Below are 20,370 nucleotides of genomic sequence, written 5' to 3' on the forward strand. Positions count from 1 at the left end.
ACAGGGCTGGGGGCCGATTGTCAGTGCTGTCCGATACGGTCGCTCGCACCGGGCCCCACCAGGGGCGATGACGGAGGGAGGGTTCCGGATGGACGGAACGCGTACGGCGGGCGGGTGGGCCCGCCGCCCGAGGACGGCAGCGGGCCCACCCGGGCGTCAGGCCGCCACCTCGTGGGCCTCGGCGCCGGCCGTGCCGGCACTGCCCGATCCGGCACTGCCCGGGGTGCTCATACCCGTTCCGGCGGCCGGCTGACCGGCCGGGCGCCGGGCCGGCCGCGGGGTCGGTACCGACCGCTGCAGCGAGGAGAGGTCCCAGGCGTAGGTGCCGACGGCGTGGGCGATCACGTCGATGTTGACGTCGAAGGCGTCCATGTCGATGTTGTCCAGGCCGTCACAGGCCTTGTGGTAGCAGGCGTCGAAGGCGGTGCCCGCCGTGCCGCCGTAACGAGCCTGCTGCTCGGGGGACTTGATCACCTCGGCACCGGTGTCGGTGCCGCCGGCCGGGATGCCCGCGTCGATGAACGGACCGTAGTCGGAGCGGCCGTTGAAGGCGGACGGGTCGTGCGGCAGCTCCCGGCCGTCCAGGTAGTCGGTGAGGTCCCGCTCGATCTGGGCCGAGCCCTCGGGGCCGGCGTCGCCGCCCGCGCTGCCGGAGCCGTTGTAGACGAACTGCGCGTAGTTGGGGGATGCGATCATGTCGAAGTTGAGGTAGAGCCGGATCTTCTTGCGGTCCGCCTCGGAGAGCGACTTCACGTACGCCTCGGAGCCCTTGAGGCCGAACTCCTCGGCGGACCACCAGGCGAACCGGACCTTGTTCTTCACCGGGCGGACGCCGAGGTTCCTGGCGACCTCCAGGATGCCGGCCGTACCGGAGCCGTTGTCGTTGATGCCCGGCCCGGCGGGGACGGAGTCCAGGTGGGCGCCGATCATCACGGTGTTCGCCGGATCCCCGCCGCGGGTCTCGGCGATGACGTTCCAGGTCTTGCGCGGCTCCATGAAGGTCCGGAGGTCCAGGGTTACCCGCACCGGCCCGGCGGCGGCCTTCGCGGCCAGCGCCTCACCGGCCGCCCGGCTGATCCCGCCGGTCGGGACCTTGCCGGCGGTGGGCTCGCCGAGCGTCCCGTTGAGGTCTCCGTCGGTGTTGTTGTAGATCAGCGCCCCGAGGGCACCTGCGGCCGCCGCGGCCGCCTGCTTCTCGGCGAAGGTGCACCCGCCGCGCCGGATCAGCGCGATCCGCCCGGCGACGGAGCCGGCCGGGTAGTCGGCGGCCGCGCAGCCGGTGGTGGCGGAGACCGGGGCGACGCCCAACTCGGCGGTCAGGCCCGCCTCCGGGCCGCTCACCGAGTACGTCATGGCGAGCACCGGCACCGACTCGGCCTGGGGCGACAGCACGTCAAGGTGCTCGGCGCGGGCCTCGAAGAAGGTGTACTCGAACTCCTGCCGGGACACCTTGAGCCCGGCCCGCCGCGCCTGCTCGTAGACGTAGCGCGCGGACTCGTCGTGACCCTTCGAACCGGCTGCCCTGGTACCGCCGTTGCGGTCGGCGAACCGTTGCAGCGCGGCCAGCGTGCGGTGCGCGGACCCGGCGTCGCTCGCCTCGACCAGCCGCTCGGCCAGCCGGGCGCCCCGGCGTGCCTGGTCCGGCTCGGCGCTGGCGCTGCCCGCGCCGGCCAGCAGCAGCGGGGCGGCCAGGGCGGCGGCGGTCAGCGCGGCGCCCGCGCGGTTGCGGGTCAGGGTCCGGATCAGGGCCCGGGTCCGGGTCAGGGCCGGGGTCCGGGTCAGCGGGTGACGGGCGGTGCGCGGGCGCGGTAACGGGGTTGCGGGGTCGAGCGGGGAGGTCTCGCGACGGGTGCGCGGCTTCAAAGCGGCTCCTTCCGACGGTCCGTGGACTCACGATTGGACCCGAGCCGCCCCGGCTTGCCAAGAGCGCCACGCGACCGCGAAATGCGGAGGACGCCGCGGGCGGTGATCCTGGAGGGGTGGGGGCGGTCTCATCCAGGAGGGTGACCACATGTCCATGCTGGATAAGCTCAAGAGCATGCTGAAGGGCCACGAGGACCAGGCCAGCAAGGGAGTCGACAAGGCCGGGGACTACGTGGACGAACGCACCGAGGGCAAGTACACCAGCCAGGTCGACACGGCCCAGGACAAGCTGAAGGAGCAGTTCCGCGACCAGCCCCCGCAGTAGCGGGCGCGGTCAGGACCTCCCGGCCGGGGCCGGTGGCGCTCAACCCCGGCCCCGGCCGAGCTGGTCCGGCTCTCCGTCGGTGTCGCGCTCGCTCTCCGCGCCGGCGGCGCCGCTCTCCCCGCCGGCGCCGCTCTCCCCGCCGGCGCCGCGCTCTCCGTCGACGCCGCAGTTCTCGCAGGGCCCCAAGCCGGGCCGCTCGCGCAGGCGTCCGCACTCCGGGCACACCCGGTCCAGCCAGCAGGCCGACTCGCCGCCTTCGTCCATGCCTCCGATTCTGCCCGGCGGGTCACCGCCGTGGCGGGTAGACACTGTCTACGAAGATCGGGTAGACAGTGTCCATGACCGAACAGGATCAGGACCTGCGCACCCGGTTGGTGGCCGCCGGCGTCGAGCTGGTGAGCCGCGAGGGCGTGCACGCGCTCGGCCTGCGCGAGATCGCCCGGCACGCCGGGGTCTCGCACGGGGCGCCGCGCCGCCACTTCCCCACCCACCGGGAACTGCTCGCCGCCGTCGCGCGGCACGGCTTCGGCCGGCTCACCGACACCCTCGCCGGGGCCGACGCCCTCGCCGCCGCCACCGGGGCCGGCGCCCGCACCCGGATCGACGCACTCGCCCGCGGCTACCTCGGCTTCGCCGCGGCCAACCCCGGCATGTTCGAGCTGATGTTCCGTCACGACCTGCTGGAGGGCAGCGGCACCGAGCTGCGCCGCACCACCCTGCCCCTGTTCCGGACCTTCGCCGACCTGGTCGCCGAGGTCCACCCGCAGTCGGCGGACCCGACCGCCGCCACCGCCGCACTGTGGGCCAACCTGCACGGCCTCGCCCAACTGCGCGCCTGGGGCAGCCTGCGGCTGGTCACCGGCGGCGCGGACGTGGAACCGCTGCTGCGGGCCACCCTGGACGCCCACCTCGGCCCGGCCCCCCGGTGAGGCGGCACCACCGGGGACTCACCCTCGCCGCCAGCATCACCGGCGCCGTCCTGGTCGCCCTCGACGGCACGGTGCTGAGCGTCGCCCAACCCACCCTCCAGCGCGATCTGCACGCCTCCGTCGCCGCCGTCCAGTGGACCAGCACCGGCTACCTGGTCACCGTCGCCGCCCTGCTGGTCTTCGCCGGCCGGCTCGGCGACCGGTACGGGCACCGGCGCCTGTTCGCCCTCGGGGTGGCGGGCTTCGCCGCCAGCTCGGCCGGGATCGCCCTCGCCCCCGGCATCGGCTGGGTCATCGCCCTGCGCATCGCCCAGGGGGTGGCCGGCGCCCTGCTCCAGCCCGCCACCCTCGGCCTACTGCGGGCCGGCTGGCCCGCCGAGCGGCTGCCCGCCGCCATCGCGGCCCGCACCGCCGCGATCGGCCTCGCGGCCGCGGCCGGGCCGCTGGTCGGCGGGGCGCTCACCACCCACCTCGGCTGGCGGGCGGTGTTCCTGCTCGGCCTGCTGCCCGCCACGGCCGCCCTGCTCGCCGCCCTCGCGGTGCCCACCGAGCCCGCGAGGTCCGCACGGCCCGCGAGGTCCACGAGTTCCACGAGAGCGGACCTCGACCTGCCGGGCGCGGGCCTGCTCGCGCTCACCCTGGTCTGCCTGGTGCACACCCTGGTCACCCTGCCGACCGACGGCTGGTCCCCCGGCACGGCGCTCACCCTCACGGCCGCCGCCCTGGCCGGCCTCGCCCTGGCCCGGCACGAGCGGCGCACCGCCCGCCCACTGCTGCCCGCCGCCCTGCTGCGCTCGCCCGCCGTGGGGCCGGCCCTCGGCGCCCTGCTGGCGGCCTCGGCGGCGGTTCTGGGCGTCCTGTTCCCGACCACCTACTTCCTGCAGGACGTCCTCGGCCTCGACCCGCTGCGCAGCGCCCTGCGGGCGGCGCCGCTCGCGGTGACGATGATCCTCGCCGCGCCCGCCTCGGCCTGGCTGGCGAAGCGCCACGGCGCACGCGACACCGTGCTGGCCGGCATGGTGCTGATCACCGCGGGCATCCTGCTGACCGCCCGGCTCGGCCCGGACTCGGGGGACCCGGCGATCGGCTGCTGCTTCCTGCTGCTCGGCTGCGGTCTCGGCACCGTGATGGCCACCGCCACCTCGATCATCGTCCAGGGCGCCCCCGCGGCCCAGTCCGGCGTCGCGGGCGGCCTCCAGCAGACCATGATGAACGTCGGCCCGGCCCTGGGCATCGCCCTCGCCACCACCGTCACCGGCCGTGCCGCCCCGGGCGCCGCCCTGACCCCGGTCGCCCTGGCGACCGCCGCCGTCGCCGCCGCGGGGGCGCTGCTCGCCCTGCGCCTCCCCCGCCGGCAACCAGCGCGTCCCTTGCCGGACTTGACCTGACGGCGCCATCACGACCGTTACTGATGGATCGTCAATCTCTGCTCTCGGCACTGACGTTGAGGATCACATCCGGGCTGACGGCGACCTTTCCCACGGCCGGGTCGGATCGGTTCATGGCCGGGGCGAGGCCGCCCCGGGCAGCCGTGCCGCGGCCGGCGCGCAGACCGACCAGGCGCCGGCCTCCTTCCGCAGGTAGATCGTGGTGTCCACGCCGGGCCTGGTCACATGGGCGCTCGCGACGTCGCCCTCGATCCTGACGTCGGAGACCTCGACCGGCGGTCCGGAGGCCGCGGGCTGCCGCTCGTCCGCCGACGGGCTCACGCCGTCGGACGGGAGGTCGCCGTCGGCCATGTCCCCGGCCTCCTCCGGGCAGAGCATCCCGACGGTTCCGGCCACGTCGCCCTGGTCCACCGCGGTCGCGAACCGGCCGACCAACTGCCGGACCCGGTCCGGTTCGCTGGGCGCCCGGTCGGTCGTGACGTACCCGACGACGCCCGCCGCCGCCAGCAGCAGCACGGCCGCGCCGAGCAGGTACGGCCAGCGCTTCCGGGGCGCGCTTCGCGGGATCTCGGGCGGACCGGCCGGTGCGGGCGGCCAGAACGGGTCCTGGGTCATCGTGGGTGCTCCTGTCCGTCGGTTCCGGGCCCTCGGGTCGACGGCGCGGTCGACGGCGCGAAGTGCGACACCATCAGTTCGTCCAGTTCGGCGCCGCAGTCCCCCGGGTCGACCTCGCCCGCGTCGACGAGGGCGATCTCCCCCGGTGCGAGTTCCGGCGACAGGCAGTAGTGCAGGTTCCCGCCGTCCGAGGTGACCCGCAGCAGCCTGGTCGAATCGATCTGGTCCTCGTCCCAGCCCGGGATGCCCTCCGGGAAGTCCGCGAACTCCGCCAGGGTCGTCATGTGGACGGGCCGGGCGAGACCGAACGACGTCCCGTCGCCCCCCGAGACGAATCCGGCGTGCACCCCGCGCAGGAAGTCCCGCAGCGGCTCGGGGAAGGACGGCCAGAACTCCGGTTCGGGGCCGAAGCCGCGGGGGTCGTAGCCGATCCAGGAGACCAGTCCGCCGCCTTCGTCGGCCATCACGTACACCAGGGCGGCGCAGCCGTCCGTGAGGCAGGCCCGGACGTCGACGCAGCGGGCGTCCATCGCCGCCCCGAACCTCGGGAGGAGCGCGAGGAAGTCCTGGTTCCACAGGGACCGCGCCAGCCGGTACCGGGCCTCGGGCCGGTCGGCCAGCGCGATCGGCCGCCAGCGTTCGGGGAGCGAGGCGATCCGCTCCGACCCGGGCTCGACGAAGGCCAGCGACCATGCGGGGAGCGTTCGGGCGATCCCGGCGGCGTCGACTCCTGTCACGTCAGCCTCCCTGGCACGTCAGCCTCCCTGGCACGTCAGCCTCCCTGGCACGTCAGCTTCCCTGGCTCTTCAGCAGCTGGTCGATGATGTCCTGGAGCTTCTTGCGCGTCTCGTTCTCCAACGTGACCTGACTCGCCTGCCACTTGGGGTCCACGCCCGTCATGGCGGCCGCGCTGCGCGACTGCTTCGACAGGTTCGCCGCGGACGACAGCCACTGGAAGTTGGCCGGCGCGCGGCTGATGATGAACATGTTCTCGGTGCTGAGCTTGGTGAAGCCGCGCATCTGCATGAGCTCCGCCAGCGGGACTATGTGGTCCGCGCTGATCTTCGGATTGCCCCTCGCATTGGGCATGATGACCCGACGGGAGGACGCCGGATAGGCCGGATCCGGCCGACCGACCGTCAGCTTGGTGCCGCCCTTCAGATAGCTGTAGGGGAGGTTGCCGGGGTTCCCGGCCCGGAGGGCGTCGTACAGCGGTCGGGCCGGCGAGGTCTTCGGCACCCGCCAGTTCTTCCCGGGGGCGGGCGGGGGCGGTGCCGTCCACCCGGTGCCCAGGCGTCGCTTGGCGTCGTCGATCTGGGTGCGCTTGGTCGGGGTGAGGTCCTTGAGGTCCATGCTGCCCGCGCCGGTGGCGTCGACCATCGCCATCATCGCCTGGAAGCAGGCGGTGTACGCGGCGACGGCCTTGGCGCTCTCCGCGTTGAGCGCCGCCGCCTCGGCGTTGTACGCCGCGAGGGCGCCGCTCTGCTCGGGCGGGAACTCGTGCGGCTGGGCGTTGTGGCTCTTGATCTTGGCCTGGACGGCCTGGGCGGCCGCGTACTGCGGGGCGCACAGGTCCGTGGGCGTGGCGGCCTCGGCCGAGGGCGCGGGAACCAGCACCGCGCCGCACAGGACGAGGGCGGCCGCGAGGGCGGCCACCGCACTCGAACCGGACCCGCGTCGTGACGCGACCATCGACCCCTCCCCGGCCGCGGGGGTGGAACCGCGCCGAGCCGGGAGCCTAGCGGTGGTCCGGCGGGCCTGGATTGGAAAAATCTGACCTGCCCTCAGCGGGATCAGAGGGCCACGGCACCGTCCGCCCAGTGAGCGGCGGCCAGCCGGCCGGGCGTGAGGCCCGCCAGGGCGCGGACGTCCCGGGTGAGGTGGGCCTGGTCGTAGAAGCCGCAGGCCACCGCGGTTTCGTTCAGGTCGACACCGCCGCCCGACAGCATCCCCGCGGCGCGGTGGAAGCGCAGCACCCGGGCGAAGGCCTTGGGCGTCAGGCCGACCTGTTCGGCGAACCGGCGGACCAAGTAGCCCTGGCTCCAGCCCACTTCGGCGGCGAGCCGGGCGACCCGGATCCCGCCCGCCGTCTCGGACAGCAGCCGGCAGGCCTGGGCGACCTCCGGCGCGGGGCGCAGGCCCCGCCCGAGGCGGTCCAGCAGCGCGGCGTCCACCAGGTCGAACCGGGCCCCCCAGTCCCCGGTGCCGGCCAGCCGTTCCACCAGCTCCCCGGCCACCGGTCCCAGGACGTCAGCGAGTTCGACCACCGTGTTGGTCAACTCGCGCATCGGCAGCGAGAACAGCCGGTACGCCCCCAGGGGCGTCAGCTCCAGGCGGATCGCCTCCTGGCCGCCGGGGTGCGCGCACACCCGCGGGCCGTCCTCCAGACCCGCGACCAGCGAGCCGACCACGGTGCTCCCCCCGGGCCGCTCGCCCAGTCGGCGGACCTCGCTGAACGGCTCCGCGATGTTGATCACCAGGACGGCCCGGCCGGTCGGAACCAGCCGCACCCGGTACGGCACGGCCTCCGTCTCCCAGTAGCCCGCGTAGCTGTGGACGAACGGACGCAGCCCGGGATGCCGGGGGCGGTCGGCCCGCCACCGGCTGCCGATCCGGGTGACCCGCACACCCGCCACACCCCGCCCGGCCTGCACACCCCGCCCGGCCCGCCCTTCCTGCAGGGCCCGGGCCCAACTCTCGGGCGGCCGAGGGCCGTTCCGGTCACAGAATCCGCTGCCTTCGGATCGCACGGGCCCTCCCTGACGTCGCCGCCACCAGCGGGCGCCAGCCTACCCAGTGCCGCCTACCCAGTGCCGCCCGTCCGGTGCCGCCCAGCGCCGCACCCGGCGCCTCCGCCTCCGCCTATGCCGTGCGGCGGCAGCCGGCGAGGAGGGTGGCAACCATGTGCCTGGCGTCGGCCCGGTCGTAGTCGGGGCCGGTGATGCAGAGGTTGCCGATGGCGCGCATGAGCCGGTAGGCGGTGATGTCGGGGCTGATCTCGTCGGCGGCGGCGCAGGCGTCGAGCACCGTCGCGCAGGCCGGGACGAGGGTGTCGAGCATGAGGGCGTGGAGGTTCTCCAGCCCTGGATCGCCGGACCCCAGCGCGGCGCCGAGGCCGTGCTTGGTCACCAGGAACTCCACGAACGCGTCCGCCCAGCGGCTCAGGGCGGTGAACGGGGTGGCCGATTCCGCCAGGAGCCGGGGCGCGAGTGCGGCGCAGGTGTCGATCTGGTGCCGGTAGACGGCGGTGACGAGGTCCGCCCGGGTCGAGAAGTTCCGGTAGATCGTCCCGACGCCGACGCCGGCGCGTTCGGCGATGTCGCGGATCGGGGCCTGGACGCCCTGGTCCACGAAGACCGCCGCCGCTGCCGCCAGTACGCCGCTGCGGGTGCGCTGCGCTTGTGCCTGCCGTACTCCGACCGCCTCCGGCACGGGTCCTCCCTTTACTCGCGGAACAATGTTCCGCTAACTTGGCGGAACGGCGCTCCGCCAAAGTATGGCAGAGCGGTCTCCTGGAGAAGGTGCAGGTCCCCCATGTCTTCCGACCACTCCGACCACTCCGACCACTCCGACCAGCGGATCCTCGCGGTCAAGCCGATCAGTGTCCCCGCGCCCGACCGCGGCATCGAACTGCGGGTGAAGGTCACCGCCCCGCTGTCGGGACGGCAGCTGCCCGTCATCGTGTTCTCCCACGGCAACGCCTGGTCCCTGGACGCGTACGAGCCCCTGGTCGACCGCTGGGCCGCCGCCGGATTCGTCGTGGTGCAGCCCACCCACCTGGACTCCCGCCGCAACGGCATCGGCTTCGACGACCCGCGCTTCGCCGCCATCTGGCGCGTCCGGATCGCCGACCTCCACGCGATCCTGGACGGCCTCGACGACGTCCTCGCCCAGGCGGGCGGCCTGGACGCCCGGATCGACCGGGGGCGCATCGCCGTCGTCGGCCACTCCTGGGGTGCCCAGACCGCCGGTGCGCTCCTCGGGGCGCGGGTGTTCGACGCCGACGGCGTGCCCGGAGCGGACTTCTCCCACCCGGCCGTCACCGCCGGTGCGCTCATCACCGCGACCGGCACCGGCGACACCCTCACCCCCTTCGCCGCCGAGCACCTTCCGTTCATGCGGCCGGACTACTCCACCATGGCCACCCCGGCCCTGATCGTCGCGGGCGGCAGGGACCGGTCCCAGCTCTCCACCCGCGGACCGGAGTGGTTCACCGACGCCTACCACCTCAGCCCGTCCCCGAAGAGCCTGCTCACCATCGCCGAGGGCGAACACACCCTCGGCGGCATCGCCGGCGAGAAGGTCGCCGAGACCACCGACGAGGACCCGGCCCGCGTCACCCTCGTCGCCGACGCGATCTCCGCCTACCTCCGCCACGCCTTCCGGCTGGACGACACCGCCTGGACCGCCCTGGGCGCCGCCGCCGCGACCGGCGACGGCACCTGGAGCATCGCCGGCAAGTGAACCCGGCCCCGCCGACCGGCACTTCCACCGGACGCCCCGCTCCCGATGTCACGTTCCGCCGCCCCACCCGGTCCATCCGGGTACGTGCAGAACGAAGGGAGCGTCATCATCATGAAGGCCGTCATCGTGTGCGTCTCGGTGTCCCACGGCAACACCCGCCGGATCGCCGAGGCCATGGCCCGCCCACTGGCCGCCCAGGTGGTCGAACCGGAGGAACTCGACCCGGCCGACCTCGCCGACCACGACCTGGTCGGCTTCGGCTCGGGCGTCTTCACCGGCCGGCTCCACCCGCGCCTGCGCCACTTCGTCCGCACCCTCCCGCCAGCCGAACACCCCACCCGGGCCTTCGTGTTCGCCACCAGCGGCCTCCCCGAGCCCGGCTTCCGCCCCTTCACCCGCCCGCTGGCCCGCCTCCTGACACCCAAGGGCTTCCAGGTCGTCGACACCTTCACCGCCCGCGGCCACGACACCTGGCTCCCCTTCCGCCTGGTCGGCGGCATCAGCAAGCACCGCCCCAACCCCCACGACCTCGCCGCCGCCCGCACCTTCGCCGAGTCCCTCCACTCCTGACCGTCCGGGGCGGACCCGCACGGGGGTCGGGCCCGCCCCGGACCCACCACCGCGTCCCGGGAAGCCCGACCCGCCCCACCTCCCGCACCCCCGGGGCCCCACCCGGCTCACTCGACCGCCACTAGGTCCGGACAGGGCCCGGCACCCGGGCGCCCCCACCCCGGGTCAGCGCCACCAGCAGCCCCAGCTGCACCACCGCCCCGACGGCCTGGCCGAGCCACACCCCGTTCACCCCGAGCGGTCCCGACAGGGCCACCGCGGTGGCGAGTTGGGTGCCGAGGCCGGCGACCGCCGACAGCACCAGCGGCCGGCCGGCGCCGGTGGCCTGGTGGTAGCCGCCGAGGGCGACGGCCGGGGCGTACGGGAGCAGGTAGAGGGAGGCCAGGTGGAGGAAGCCGGTGGACCGGGCGGTCACCGCCGGGTCGTCGGTGAACAGGGCGGTCAACGGGCCGGCCGCGCAGGCCGCGAGCAGGGCGGCCACGGCGCCCAGGAGGACGGCGGAACGGGCGGTGGCGCGGTGGAGGGAGTCCAGCGGGGCGGCCGCGCCGGCGCCGGTGAGCCGGGCGGCCTGGATGGCGGTGGCCTGGCGCAGCGCGTAGAAGGCCATGGTGAGGACGAGCAGGAGCCGGTAGCCGATGCCGTACCCGGCGACCGCCGCGACGCCGAACCCGGCGACCAGGCCGAGTTGGGCGGTCCCGACGGCCATCCGGGCGGTGAAGTCCAGGCCGAAGGGCGCGCCGGCCCGCAGGATCCGGGCGGCGGCCGCGCCGACGCCCGTGACCGGCCCGCCGGTGCGGGGCCGTAGCCGCAGGGTGACGGCGAGGGCGACCGCCCGGGAGCCGGCCAGGGCGAGGGCGGCGCCTCGGACGCCGAGGGCGGGCAGCGGGCCGGGGCCGAGGATCAGCAGCGGGTCGAGGACGAGCAGCAGAGTGTTGGAGAGCAGGGCGATCCGCATCGGGGTGCGGGTGTCCCCGGCGCCCTTGAAGAGTTCGTCGGCGACGCGCTGGGCGAAGAACAGCGCGAAGGCCGGGAAGACGACGGTGAGGTAGTCGGCCGCCCGGGCGGCGGCCTCACCGCCGAGGAAGGCGGCGGCGATCCGGTCCCGCAGCAGGTAGCCGGGGGTGGCGAGGGCGAGGCTGCCGAGGGCGCAGAGCCGCCAGGCGGCGCGGGTGGTGCGGGCGGCCTCGTCGCGGTCGCCGGCGCCGTGGGCGCGGGCGAGCCGGACGCTGACGCCGGAGGACACCACCAGGACGAGTCCGAGCAGCAGGTTCTCCAGGGTTCCGGCCAGGGTGACGGCGGCGACGGCGGCTCCGCCGAGGCCGGCCACCCAGAGTGTGCCGATCACCGTCGCGATCACCCCGGACAGCAGTTCGGCGTAGACCGGTCCGGCCAGTACGGCCAGCCGGAACGACTGTTCGCGCATGGCCACCCCCCTCTTTCTCGCGCCGCCCGCTCCACCGCAGCGGCTACCTCGAACGGATATACATCGATTCGATGTACTACGACAAGAGGTAGCACCACCCGCGGGATGGGGCGCATCATGGGGCGCACTCCGACGAAAGGGCTCCGACCGTGCTGACCCTCGCGATCCTCGGCTTCCTGTACGACCAGCCCCTGCACGGCTACGAACTCAAGTCCCGGATCACCGGGTTGACCGGCCACGTCCGCCCGGTCAGCGACGGCGCGCTCTACCCGGCGATCACCCGGCTGGAGAAGGCCGGACTGCTGCACCGCCGCACCGAGCCCGGCACCGGGGCCGCCCCGCGCCAGACCCTGGAACTCACCCGGGAGGGCCGGGCGGACCTGCTGCGGCGGCTGGCCGACCCGGAACAGGCCGAAATCACCGACCAGATCCGCTTCTTCACCCTCGCCGCCTTCCTCCACCAGCTCGCCGACCCGACCCCGCAGGCCGCCGTCCTCCGCCGCCGACTGGCCTTCCTGGAGGCCCCGAGCAGCTTCTTCTACGACGGGGCCGGCCGGCCGGTCACCGCCGAGCGCGAGCCGAACCCGTTCCGGCGCGGCATGCTGCTGGTCGCCCGGGCCTCCGGCGCCGCCGAGCGGGCCTGGCTGGCCGAGACCATCGCCGAGTTGGAGGGCGCGGAGGCCGCGCGCGACCGGTAGGACCCGAACGACCCGGACCGCGGGCGGTCCACCGGCCGGGATCGGCCGGGACCGGCCGCCCGTCCGCGCTCCCCCGTCGAACGCCGGGGCGGTGGACCGGACTTGCACCTTTCGGCACCCGGCCCCGGGGCGCCCGGGCCTCGCTATGATGATCCGTCTCACGACCTCGGCGCCTTCCGCGGCGTGACCCACCACCGCGCCCCGCCCGCCTTGGAGGCAGCCGTGCCCAGTGAAGTGACCGCCGCCGCGAGCGCCGCCCCGATCAAGCGGGACGACATCCCGGGCTGGTTCTTCGGGCTGGACCGGGCCGCCTTCTCCCATCTGCTGTCCGCCCAGACGGCAGCCGGGGTCACCGGGGACATCCTGGAGCTCGGCAGCTACCTCGGCCGCAGCGCCGTGCTGCTCGGGGACCACCTCCGGCCGGGCGAGCGACTGACCGTCTGCGACCTCTTCGACTCCGAGGCGGGGGACGCCGACAACGCCGCCGAGATGGCGATGTCCTACCGCAAGACGCTCACCCGCAGCGCCTTCGAGTCCAACTACCTGGCCTTCCACAGCGAGTTGCCGGAGATCGTCCAGGCGCCGACCTCCGTCCTGGCCGACGGCCGGATCCCGGCGGGCAGCTGCCGCTTCGTCCACGTCGACGCCTCGCACCTGTACGAGCACGTCAGCGGGGACATCCGGGTGGCCAGGTCGGCGCTGACCGAGAACGGCCTGGTCTCGCTGGACGACTACCGCTCCGAACACACCCCGGGCGTCTCGGCCGCCGTCTGGGAGGCGGTGTTCACCGGCGGGCTGCGCCCGGTGCTGCTCACCCCGATGAAGTTCTACGGCACCTGGGGCGACGCCGACGCCGCCCGGCAGGTACTGCTGGAGCGCGACTGGCGGGCCGAGGACTACGCCGTCGACGAGGACGTCATCGCCGGCCACCGGGTGCTGCGGCTGAACTACCAGGTCAAGACGCCCGCCCAGCTCCAGCGCTCCACCCCGCGCCGGCTCGCCCTGGACCTGCTGCCCCCGGTCGCCACCCGGGCCACCCGCCGGGTCCTGCGCACCCTCCGCGAACGCCGCGCCGTCCGCCCCACCCCGAGCACCTGACCCCGGACTCCCCGCTCGGCCCGCAGACCCCGGCCAGTTCTGGACCCGACGGCACAGCCGTCGGGTCCACTGGCATGCCCCGGGCGCACCGGCCTGACGCCATCTGGGCGTTTTATTCGTACGACTAATTGATTGTCGAAAATTCGCTCACCCACATGGGCGAATCTCTTTTAAAGGTTTGCTCAAGGAACATTAAAGACCTCATAGTGAGGACACCTCGACTTGGTCTTGAGAAACCCAAGTTCAGGCAAAGTCCTTGCGAGTGAGGAGAGACCTGTGTTCCATGCTTCCTCCACCCCTGCGGGCCCCGGGCAGCGGCTCCGCGCGGCGATCGCGGACCAGGGGACCACGCCCCTGATCGGCGTCCACGACATGTACTCGGCCTCGATCGCGGCCGAGCACTACGACGGCATGTTCGTCTCCGGCTTCGGCTTCGCCGCCTCCTACTACGGCCTGCCGGACATCGGGTTCATCGCCTGGCCCGACATGGTCGCGTTCGTCGAACGGCTGCGCGGCGCGTTCCCGCAGCACCACCTGCTGGTCGACATCGACGACGGCTACGTCGATCCCGAGGTCGCCTGCCACGTCGTGCGCCGGCTGGAGGCCATCGGCGCCTCCGGCGTGATCCTGGAGGACCAGAAGCGCCCGCGCCGCTGCGGGCACGCCGACGGCAAACAGGTCCTCCCGCTGGAGGAGTACCTGACGAAGCTCGAACTCGTCCTCGCCGACCGCACCGACCTGCTGGTGGTCGCCCGTACCGACGCCACGGACGAGCAGGACATCCTGCGCCGCGCCCGCGCGCTCGCCGAGACGGATGCCGACGTGGTGCTCGTCGACGGCGTGCGCAGCGAGGAGTGGATCCGCCGGATCCGCAAGGAAGTCGGCGACAAGCCGCTGCTCTTCAACCAGATCGCGGGCGGCAAGTCCCCCCGGCTGTCGCTCTCCGAGCTGACCGAGCTCGGCGTCGACGTGGCGATCTACAGCACCCCGTGCCTGTTCGCGGCCCACCGGGCGATCGACGAGGCGCTCACCGGACTGAAGACCGCCGACGGGCGGCTGCCCGCCCCGGCCGGGGAGAGCAGGCCGGTCGGGGTGCGGGAGTCCACCGAGCTGCTGGAGCGGAACATCACGCGCTCACGCCGCCTCGCGGACGTGACGGCTTGAGCCCCGGGCCGCGCCGCCCCGCCCCGCCCTCGGCGGCCGCCGCGCTGCGGGCCACCGTCCTGGGGCTGACCGGGGCGTGCGCCCTGCTCGCGGTCGGCGCGGCCCCGGCCGCCGCCGGTGGCAGCCTGGTCACGGTCATCGACAACTCGAACGCCGACTCCTGGCTGGAGATCGACCGTACGGCCAACGTCCAGCAGGGCGGCGGCTCGGCCGGGAGCGACCACGACGGCTCCGGATCACTGGTCGGAGGTCTGGGCGGCGGTCTGGCCAACGGTCTGGCCGGCGGTCTGGCCGGCGGCGGGGGTCCGCCATGACGGTCCGCGCCGAAGGACCGGCCCGCGCACGATGGTGGCGCAGGTTCGATCCGTACCTGCTCGCACTGGCCGGGGCGGTCGCGCTGGCCGCGCTGTTCCCGGCCTCCGGCGCCTCGGCCCGGGTCGCCGCGACGGCCTGCGACATCGCGGTGGCGCTGCTGTTCTTCCTCTACGGCGCCCGGCTGTCCACCCGCGAGACGCTGGCCGGGCTGCGCCACCTGAGACTGCACGGACTGGTGCTCGCCGCCACCTTCGGTCTCTTCCCGCTGCTCGGGCTGGCCACGGCGCTGCTGACGCCGGTTCCGCTGACCGAACAGCTGCAGGCGGGGGTGCTGTTCCTCTGCCTGGTGCCGTCCACGGTGCAGTCCTCGGTGGCGCTCACCGGGGCCGCCCGGGGTGACGTCCCGGCGGCGATCTGCGCCGGGACGTACTCCAGCCTCGCCGGGCTGCTGCTCACCCCGCTGCTGGTCGCCGGGCTGCTGGGCTCGCACGCCGGGCTGTCGGCGGACGGGCTGCTGCGGATCGGGGCCCAGTTGCTGGCGCCGTTCCTGCTCGGGCAGGTGCTGCGGCCGTGGATCGGCGGCCTGGTGGCCCGTCACAAACGGGTGCTGACCCCGGTGGACCGCGGTTCGATCCTGCTGGTCGTCTACACGGCGTTCAGCGCGGCGGTGGCCCAGGGCATCTGGCACCAGGCGACGCCCGTCGCCCTGCTCGGGATGCTCGTGGTGCTGTTGGCCCTGCTCGCCGCGGCCCTGGCGGTCACCGGGCTCGGCGCGCGCGGGCTGGGGCTGGACCGCCCGGCGGCGATCGCGGCGATGCTGTGCGGCTCGCAGAAGAGCCTGGCCAACGGGCTGCCGATGGCCACCGTGCTGTTCGGGCCGGAGGCGGGGGTGATGGTGCTGCCACTGATGGCCTACCACCAGCTCCAACTGGTCGTCGGCACCGTCCTCGCCGGGCGCTGGGCCCAAGCACCCGCGCCGGTCCCGGCCGGCGGGCAGCCGACGGCCGAGCTCAGCCGGGCGGGCGGGCCGCCAGCACCCGGCTGATCCCCCGGCGGAGCCGGCTGGAGGCACCCGGCAGGTGCCCCAGTCGGCTCAGCCGTTCGTCCGGCAGCTCCGGCCGCCGGGCCAGCTCCAGCACCGCCGCGTACGGGCGGTCGCCCTCCTCCAGTCGAGCGCCCACCAGCTCGACCAGCCCGTCCAGGGCCGCGCCGGTGAGCTCGGGGTGGGCAGCGAGCAGCTTCAGCAGGCAGTTGTCGTTCCAGGTGTCGTGCCGCCGGGGCGCCAGGGCGATCAGCACGTCGACGGGCGCGGCGGCGTTCCGGGCGATCGCGTGCCAGACGAACGGGTACTCGCACCGGCCCAGCACACGCAGCACCCCGGGGTCCGCGGTCCGTTCGGCCAGCCGCCGGTAGGCCCCTGGTTCGTGCAGGTGGTCGAGCGCCTCGACGTCGCCCAGTCCGTCTGTCTCGTGGGTATCGCCCATGTCGGGACGTGAGCCTAGCCCCAGCGGGCCGTCGGGGTGCTGAGGGCGGCGTCCGGCAGGACGGGCAGCGGGCCCGGTGCGGGGAGCGTCCAGGCCGCCGGGTCGGGTGCGAACGGGCCGGTGCGGTCGCGGAGTTGGGCGAGGGCGCGGTCGCGGGCCCGGTCCACCTCGCGGTGGGTGGCCTCGTCGATCACGCCGAGCCGCCGGGCCTCGGCGTACTCGTCCTCGTCCTTCCAGGTGTGGGAGGCGAGGTCGGGGGTGACGACCAGGTCCAGGTAGAGGTCGAAGGTGTCGATGCCGATGGCCGTCCGCCGGTACGGCAGCTCGAAGTTGACGTACCAGCGCAGCGGGCGGCCCTCGGGGCTGAGGAACCGGTGCACGCTGTACGGCTCCCCGGCGGTGAAGCGGCTGATCACCACGGTGTCGCGCCAGACCCAGTGGTCGAGCTCCCAGCTGCCGGCGGCGAGGTCGTCGATGCCGCGTTTGCGGGCGGCGACGTCGCCGTGTCGCCGGGAGGTGGTCCAGCTGGCGGGGGCGAGGCTCTCGGTGCCGGGGCGGGCGGTCAGGGTCAGGGTGGTGCCGTCGTCCGCGAGCACGGTGTACGGCATGGCCGTCCAGATCCGGCCGCCCACGACGTCCCGGCGTACGGCGGTGCTGCCGGCCGGGAAGGGGGCGCCCGTCACCGGACGTAGTACGGGCGCTGGTGGGCGGCCACCGGCGCGGACTGGTAGGTCCAGACCCCGGCGGCCGGGGCGTCGCCGATCAGCAGGGCGAGGTCGCGGGCTGCCTCCTCGGCGGGATTGCCGAGGTCGAGCCGGACCCGGTCGGCGGTGCGGTCGTCCAACGCGTAGTAGCGGTACGGCTGGTGGACGTTGAGCGGGCCGGCCAGCAGCTTGCCCTCGTCGTCGGTGCCGTAGCCGGTGATCGGGGTGTTGTTGACGGACTCGGGGGTGAGGCCGGTCAGGTCGACGTCCAGGGCGAGGATCTCCTCCTGGTGCCGACGCAGCCCGCCCTCGCCAGGCCCGCCCTCACCCGGCCCGTCCGCGCCCAGTTCGGCCCGGCGGCAGGAGACGCTCCACCGCTCGCGCACGGCGGGCGCGTTGAGCGAGGGCAGGGTGGTCTCGAACCAGCCGGGGTGCTTGGGTTCGGCGTACAGCCGACGGCCGGCGTCGATGGCCAGCGGGTTGTCGCACAGCACGTGCAGCCGGGCGATGCCGAGCAGCTTGGTCTGGTCGTAACCCCGGGCGTACTGCCCGTAGTTGACCTCCGGGACGCGGTCCTCCGCGAACACCGGGTGGGCGATCAGGTTGATCTCCAGCTCCTCGGTGATGCCGCCGCCGTTGGGGTACTGGGCGAAGTACAGCTGGTAGTTGAGCGAGACGCAGGCCCCGCCGTCGAAGGCGGCGACGGCCAGGCCGGGGTGGCGCTTGTCGAGCAGTCGGCGGGCCTGCTCGGGCTCCACCAGGTAGTCGACGCCGATGTTGTGCAGCGCGCCGTAGTGGAAGGGCAGGTAGTAGGGCTCCGGGACGGGCGGCAGCGGCAGGCCGGTCATGAGGGCTCCGAAAGCGAGGAAGGCGCGGAAGGCGCGGAAGGTACGGAAGGTGCGGAGGAGGCGGAACGCGAGGGCTGGACGGTGAGGGTCGCCGGCCGACGCAGCGCCAGCAGGTCCTGGTGCATCCGTCCGGCGCTGCGCAGCGCGAGGGCGGCCATGGTGAGCGAGGGGTTGGAGGTGCCGAGCGAGGGCATCGAGCCGCAGCCGACGGCGTACAGGTTGGGGTGGTCCCAGCAGCGCTGCCACTGGTCGACCACCGAGGTGCCGGGCGCGTCGCCCATCAGGTGGGTACCGCCGGCGTGGCCCGCGCCCCGGTAGCCGTACACCTCGCCCCGGTGCTCCAGTCGGCCGGGCCAGCCGGCGCCGGGGTAGGCGGTGTGGTCCTCGGCGCCGAGCAGGGCGAAGAGCTGGCCGGAGACGGCGCGGGCGGAGACCATGCCCTCCCGCACGTAGCCGTCCAGGTCGTAGTGGATGGCGGGGGCGGGCAGGCCGAGCGGGTCGCGCCGGTGCGGGTCGAGGGTGACCCGGTTGGCCGGGTCGGCGGGCTGCTCCAGCTCGAACTGGAGCGAGAACTGCCGCCCCAGCCGGTCGCCGAGGCGTTCGCGCAGTTCCTTGCCGCGCAGTCCGGCGGCGAGCAGCGCGGCGGCCTCGGCCTCGGGGCTGCCGCCGGCCCAGGACCAGCCCCAGTTGCCGATCTCGATCCGGAACGGCGCCCGGTGGCGGCGGGCCCCGCCGAAGCGGAAGGCCTCCAGCCCGCTGGTGGAACCGGGCCCCCGGTACGGGCCGACCTGGCCGGGCATCAGCCCCCAGGTGAGCAGCGCGGGGTGGTCCATCAGGTTGCGGCCGACCTGGTCGCTGCGGTTGGCCAGGCCGGACAGCAGCAGCAGTCGGGCGTTCTCGATCGCGTGCGCGGCGAGCACCACCAGGTCGGCGGTCACCCGGTGGGTGGCCCCGTCGGCCAGGTACTCGACTCCGGTGGCCCGTCCGGTCGCCGGGTCGGCGAGCACCCGGCCGACCACGGCCTCGGTGCGCAGTTCGACGGCGGGCGCCCAGCGGGCCTGGGTGCGCAGCGGGGTGTACTTGGCGCCGCTCGGGCAGACCGGGACGCAGCTGGCACTGCCGGCGCAGAGCGGGCCGTGGCCGGTGCCGGGGCGGGTGGGCCGGCCGTTGCGGGCGTGCGGGGTGGCGGTCACGGCGAGCCGGGCCGGGTCGGGCGCGGCGGGGTCGTGCACCGTCCGGCCGTCGAGGGCGTCGGCGAGTCGCCGGTCGAGGTAGCTGGCCGGGATGGCCCGCATCGGGAAGGCGTAGTCGTCCGGGATGGGCAGGCCGACGGCCCGGCGCTGCTCCTCGGCGTCGGCGGCGACGCCGAGTTCCCGTTCGGCGTCGCGGTAGTGCGGTTCCAGGTCGTGGTAGCCGATCGGCCAGTCGCGGCCGTGGCCGAGCTCGCCGGTGCGGAAGTCCTCGGGGTGCATGCGCGGGGCGAGGCCGGTCCAGAGCAGTCCGGTGCCGCCGTTGGCGCGCAGGTAGCCGCTGGCGTAGGGCAGCGGGCCGTACTGCCGGAGGTACCCGGTGGCGGTGAAGCCGCCGTCGGGGAGGCCGGTGAGGTCGGTGACGTCGGGTGACGGCGCGTCGGGGTTGTGCGGGTACGGGGCGGTGGGCGGGCCGCCGCCGGCCGCGCGGTGGGCGGTGGCGGTCTCGGCTGCGGTGGGCGCGGTGCGTCCGGCCTCCAGGACGAGGACCCGCCAGCCTCGGGCGCCGAGGCGCTGGGCGACCAGGCTCCCTGCGAAGCCCGCGCCGACGACCACCGCGTCCCAGCGCGCGTCCTCGCTCCCGGTGCCGACCCGCCGCGCGCTCACCGCTGCTCACCCCCGAGCGGTGCCTCGGCCCAGCTGCCGTGGCCGGGGGCGGCGGCACCCGGCGGCCTGGCCCGGAAGGTCCGCCAGACCAGTCCCTGGTCGTGGGCGCGGGCGGAGCTGGGGGCCTCGCCGGGCCAGGCGCCGACGTACCAGAGGTGGACCAGGGCGTGCTCGTCCCGGACCCGGTGGGCCAGGGTGGTCCGGTGGTGTTCGTGCGCCATCCCGGTGGCGCGCAGGTCGGGGACGTCGAAGCCGGTCAGGTCGGCGCAGACGCGCAGGAACTCGTCGAGGTCGGCCAGTTCGTCGTCCTCGACGGGCCCCCACTCCCCGTACGGGTCGTCATCGACCGGGCGATCGTCGGACACGGACACGCGGGCACCCCCACGATCGTCGGCGGATGGCCAAGGCATGACAGATGCGCGCCGCCCCGCACGGTCCACCTGCTCAGCGCGATCCTGCCGCCCGGACGGGCCGCCGGGGGCCGCTTGCCGGAATGTGACCCGTCTTGATCGGTTCATGACCGATCACCGCCCCACAAGGACGGAACCCGGACCGCATTCGCTCGGCCCGGCGCGGCTGCCGAGCCCAGCGCACACCTCAGCCCGACGCCCGTCCCAGGCCTGCTC

At 74.5% G+C, this 20,370-nt stretch carries 23 protein-coding genes; 10 read left to right on the plus strand and 13 right to left on the minus strand.

Annotated features, from left to right (window positions below; genetic code table 11):
* Window positions 1-156: 156 nt before the first annotated feature.
* Window positions 157-1,743 carry a M28 family peptidase gene (locus tag ACZ47G_RS22680; RefSeq protein ID WP_465745597.1) on the minus strand — a complete coding sequence of 529 codons (1,587 nt, stop codon included), beginning with the start codon at window positions 1,741-1,743 and terminating at the stop codon, window positions 157-159.
* Window positions 1,744-2,011: 268 nt separating this feature from the next.
* Between ACZ47G_RS22680 and ACZ47G_RS22685 the strand changes: the two genes are divergently transcribed.
* Window positions 2,012-2,188: an antitoxin gene (locus ACZ47G_RS22685; protein ID WP_380458184.1), complete on the plus strand. Its 177-nt coding sequence runs from the start codon at window positions 2,012-2,014 to the stop codon at window positions 2,186-2,188.
* Between the two features lie 39 nt (window positions 2,189-2,227).
* Here the strand turns inward: ACZ47G_RS22685 and ACZ47G_RS22690 are convergent, their stop codons facing one another.
* Window positions 2,228-2,452, minus strand: a complete 225-nt coding sequence (locus tag ACZ47G_RS22690; RefSeq protein ID WP_465745320.1) for a hypothetical protein — start codon at window positions 2,450-2,452, stop codon at window positions 2,228-2,230.
* Window positions 2,453-2,526: 74 nt separating this feature from the next.
* Between ACZ47G_RS22690 and ACZ47G_RS22695 the strand changes: the two genes are divergently transcribed.
* Together ACZ47G_RS22695 and ACZ47G_RS22700 are read left to right on the plus strand one after the other, a co-directional pair.
* Window positions 2,527-3,117, plus strand: a complete 591-nt coding sequence (locus ACZ47G_RS22695; protein WP_465745322.1) for a TetR/AcrR family transcriptional regulator — start codon at window positions 2,527-2,529, stop codon at window positions 3,115-3,117.
* On the plus strand, window positions 3,114-4,505 hold the full coding sequence (locus ACZ47G_RS22700) for an MFS transporter (RefSeq protein WP_465745324.1): 1,392 nt from the start codon (window positions 3,114-3,116) through the stop codon (window positions 4,503-4,505). Before ACZ47G_RS22695 ends, ACZ47G_RS22700 begins: the two co-directional genes overlap by 4 nt.
* A 111-nt stretch (window positions 4,506-4,616) precedes the next feature.
* On the opposite strand, the gene ACZ47G_RS22705 is transcribed toward ACZ47G_RS22700, so the two are convergent.
* The 5 genes from ACZ47G_RS22705 to ACZ47G_RS22725 form a co-directional block, all read right to left on the minus strand.
* A complete protein-coding gene (locus ACZ47G_RS22705; RefSeq protein WP_465745326.1) occupies window positions 4,617-5,120 on the minus strand; it encodes an Rv0361 family membrane protein in 504 nt (167 codons plus the stop codon).
* Window positions 5,117-5,857 carry a hypothetical protein gene (locus ACZ47G_RS22710; protein WP_465745328.1) on the minus strand — a complete coding sequence of 247 codons (741 nt, stop codon included), beginning with the start codon at window positions 5,855-5,857 and terminating at the stop codon, window positions 5,117-5,119. Before ACZ47G_RS22710 ends, ACZ47G_RS22705 begins: the two co-directional genes overlap by 4 nt.
* Window positions 5,858-5,909: 52 nt before the next feature.
* Window positions 5,910-6,812 carry a hypothetical protein gene (locus ACZ47G_RS22715; RefSeq protein ID WP_465745330.1) on the minus strand — a complete coding sequence of 301 codons (903 nt, stop codon included), beginning with the start codon at window positions 6,810-6,812 and terminating at the stop codon, window positions 5,910-5,912.
* A 101-nt stretch (window positions 6,813-6,913) separates the two neighbouring features.
* Window positions 6,914-7,747, minus strand: coding sequence for a helix-turn-helix domain-containing protein (locus ACZ47G_RS22720; protein WP_465745332.1), 834 nt, complete (start codon window positions 7,745-7,747; stop codon window positions 6,914-6,916).
* A 235-nt stretch (window positions 7,748-7,982) separates the two neighbouring features.
* Window positions 7,983-8,552 (minus strand): TetR/AcrR family transcriptional regulator, encoded by a 570-nt coding sequence (locus tag ACZ47G_RS22725; RefSeq protein ID WP_465745334.1) that lies wholly within the window; start codon window positions 8,550-8,552, stop codon window positions 7,983-7,985.
* A gap of 102 nt (window positions 8,553-8,654) precedes the next feature.
* On the opposite strand from ACZ47G_RS22725, the gene ACZ47G_RS22730 reads away from it, so the two are divergent.
* Window positions 8,655-9,584: an alpha/beta hydrolase family protein gene (locus ACZ47G_RS22730; protein ID WP_465745336.1), complete on the plus strand. Its 930-nt coding sequence runs from the start codon at window positions 8,655-8,657 to the stop codon at window positions 9,582-9,584.
* 111 nt (window positions 9,585-9,695) lie between these two features.
* On the plus strand, window positions 9,696-10,154 hold the full coding sequence (locus tag ACZ47G_RS22735; protein WP_465745338.1) for a flavodoxin family protein: 459 nt from the start codon (window positions 9,696-9,698) through the stop codon (window positions 10,152-10,154).
* A gap of 121 nt (window positions 10,155-10,275) precedes the next feature.
* Here ACZ47G_RS22735 and ACZ47G_RS22740 read toward each other — a convergent pair whose 3' ends face one another.
* The gene (locus ACZ47G_RS22740; RefSeq protein ID WP_465745339.1) at window positions 10,276-11,577 is read right to left on the minus strand and encodes an MATE family efflux transporter; all 1,302 of its coding nucleotides are present in this window, start codon (window positions 11,575-11,577) and stop codon (window positions 10,276-10,278) included.
* A 149-nt stretch (window positions 11,578-11,726) separates the two neighbouring features.
* On the opposite strand from ACZ47G_RS22740, the gene ACZ47G_RS22745 reads away from it, so the two are divergent.
* The 5 genes from ACZ47G_RS22745 to ACZ47G_RS22765 all read left to right on the plus strand — a co-directional run bounded on the left by ACZ47G_RS22745 (window position 11,727) and on the right by ACZ47G_RS22765 (window position 15,897).
* Window positions 11,727-12,275: a PadR family transcriptional regulator gene (locus ACZ47G_RS22745; RefSeq protein ID WP_465745341.1), complete on the plus strand. Its 549-nt coding sequence runs from the start codon at window positions 11,727-11,729 to the stop codon at window positions 12,273-12,275.
* 222 nt (window positions 12,276-12,497) lie between these two features.
* Window positions 12,498-13,373: a class I SAM-dependent methyltransferase gene (locus ACZ47G_RS22750; protein ID WP_465745343.1), complete on the plus strand. Its 876-nt coding sequence runs from the start codon at window positions 12,498-12,500 to the stop codon at window positions 13,371-13,373.
* 276 nt (window positions 13,374-13,649) lie between these two features.
* Window positions 13,650-14,537, plus strand: a complete 888-nt coding sequence (locus ACZ47G_RS22755) for an isocitrate lyase/PEP mutase family protein (protein ID WP_465745345.1) — start codon at window positions 13,650-13,652, stop codon at window positions 14,535-14,537.
* Complete coding sequence (locus tag ACZ47G_RS22760; RefSeq protein WP_465745347.1) at window positions 14,534-14,851, plus strand: hypothetical protein; 318 nt, start codon at window positions 14,534-14,536, stop codon at window positions 14,849-14,851. Before ACZ47G_RS22755 ends, ACZ47G_RS22760 begins: the two co-directional genes overlap by 4 nt.
* Window positions 14,848-15,897 (plus strand): bile acid:sodium symporter family protein, encoded by a 1,050-nt coding sequence (locus ACZ47G_RS22765; protein WP_465745349.1) that lies wholly within the window; start codon window positions 14,848-14,850, stop codon window positions 15,895-15,897. The genes ACZ47G_RS22760 and ACZ47G_RS22765 overlap by 4 nt, the downstream gene beginning before the upstream one ends.
* Here ACZ47G_RS22765 and ACZ47G_RS22770 read toward each other — a convergent pair.
* The 5 genes from ACZ47G_RS22770 to ACZ47G_RS22790 are packed head-to-tail and all read right to left on the minus strand — an operon-like array spanning window position 15,863 to window position 20,109.
* Window positions 15,863-16,336 carry a hypothetical protein gene (locus ACZ47G_RS22770; RefSeq protein WP_465745351.1) on the minus strand — a complete coding sequence of 158 codons (474 nt, stop codon included), beginning with the start codon at window positions 16,334-16,336 and terminating at the stop codon, window positions 15,863-15,865. The two genes, ACZ47G_RS22765 and ACZ47G_RS22770, sit on opposite strands and share 35 nt — an antisense overlap.
* 14 nt (window positions 16,337-16,350) lie before the next feature.
* Window positions 16,351-17,019, minus strand: coding sequence for a ribonuclease FAU-1 family protein (locus tag ACZ47G_RS22775; RefSeq protein WP_465745353.1), 669 nt, complete (start codon window positions 17,017-17,019; stop codon window positions 16,351-16,353).
* Window positions 17,016-17,888, minus strand: a complete 873-nt coding sequence (locus ACZ47G_RS22780; RefSeq protein ID WP_465745355.1) for a hypothetical protein — start codon at window positions 17,886-17,888, stop codon at window positions 17,016-17,018. Before ACZ47G_RS22780 ends, ACZ47G_RS22775 begins: the two co-directional genes overlap by 4 nt.
* Window positions 17,885-19,744 carry a GMC family oxidoreductase gene (locus ACZ47G_RS22785; protein ID WP_465745357.1) on the minus strand — a complete coding sequence of 620 codons (1,860 nt, stop codon included), beginning with the start codon at window positions 19,742-19,744 and terminating at the stop codon, window positions 17,885-17,887. The genes ACZ47G_RS22780 and ACZ47G_RS22785 overlap by 4 nt, the downstream gene beginning before the upstream one ends.
* Window positions 19,741-20,109, minus strand: a complete 369-nt coding sequence (locus ACZ47G_RS22790; RefSeq protein WP_465745359.1) for a hypothetical protein — start codon at window positions 20,107-20,109, stop codon at window positions 19,741-19,743. The genes ACZ47G_RS22785 and ACZ47G_RS22790 overlap by 4 nt, the downstream gene beginning before the upstream one ends.
* Window positions 20,110-20,370: the final 261 nt, after the last annotated feature.

This window comes from Kitasatospora sp. NPDC030952 (assembly GCF_055571335.1).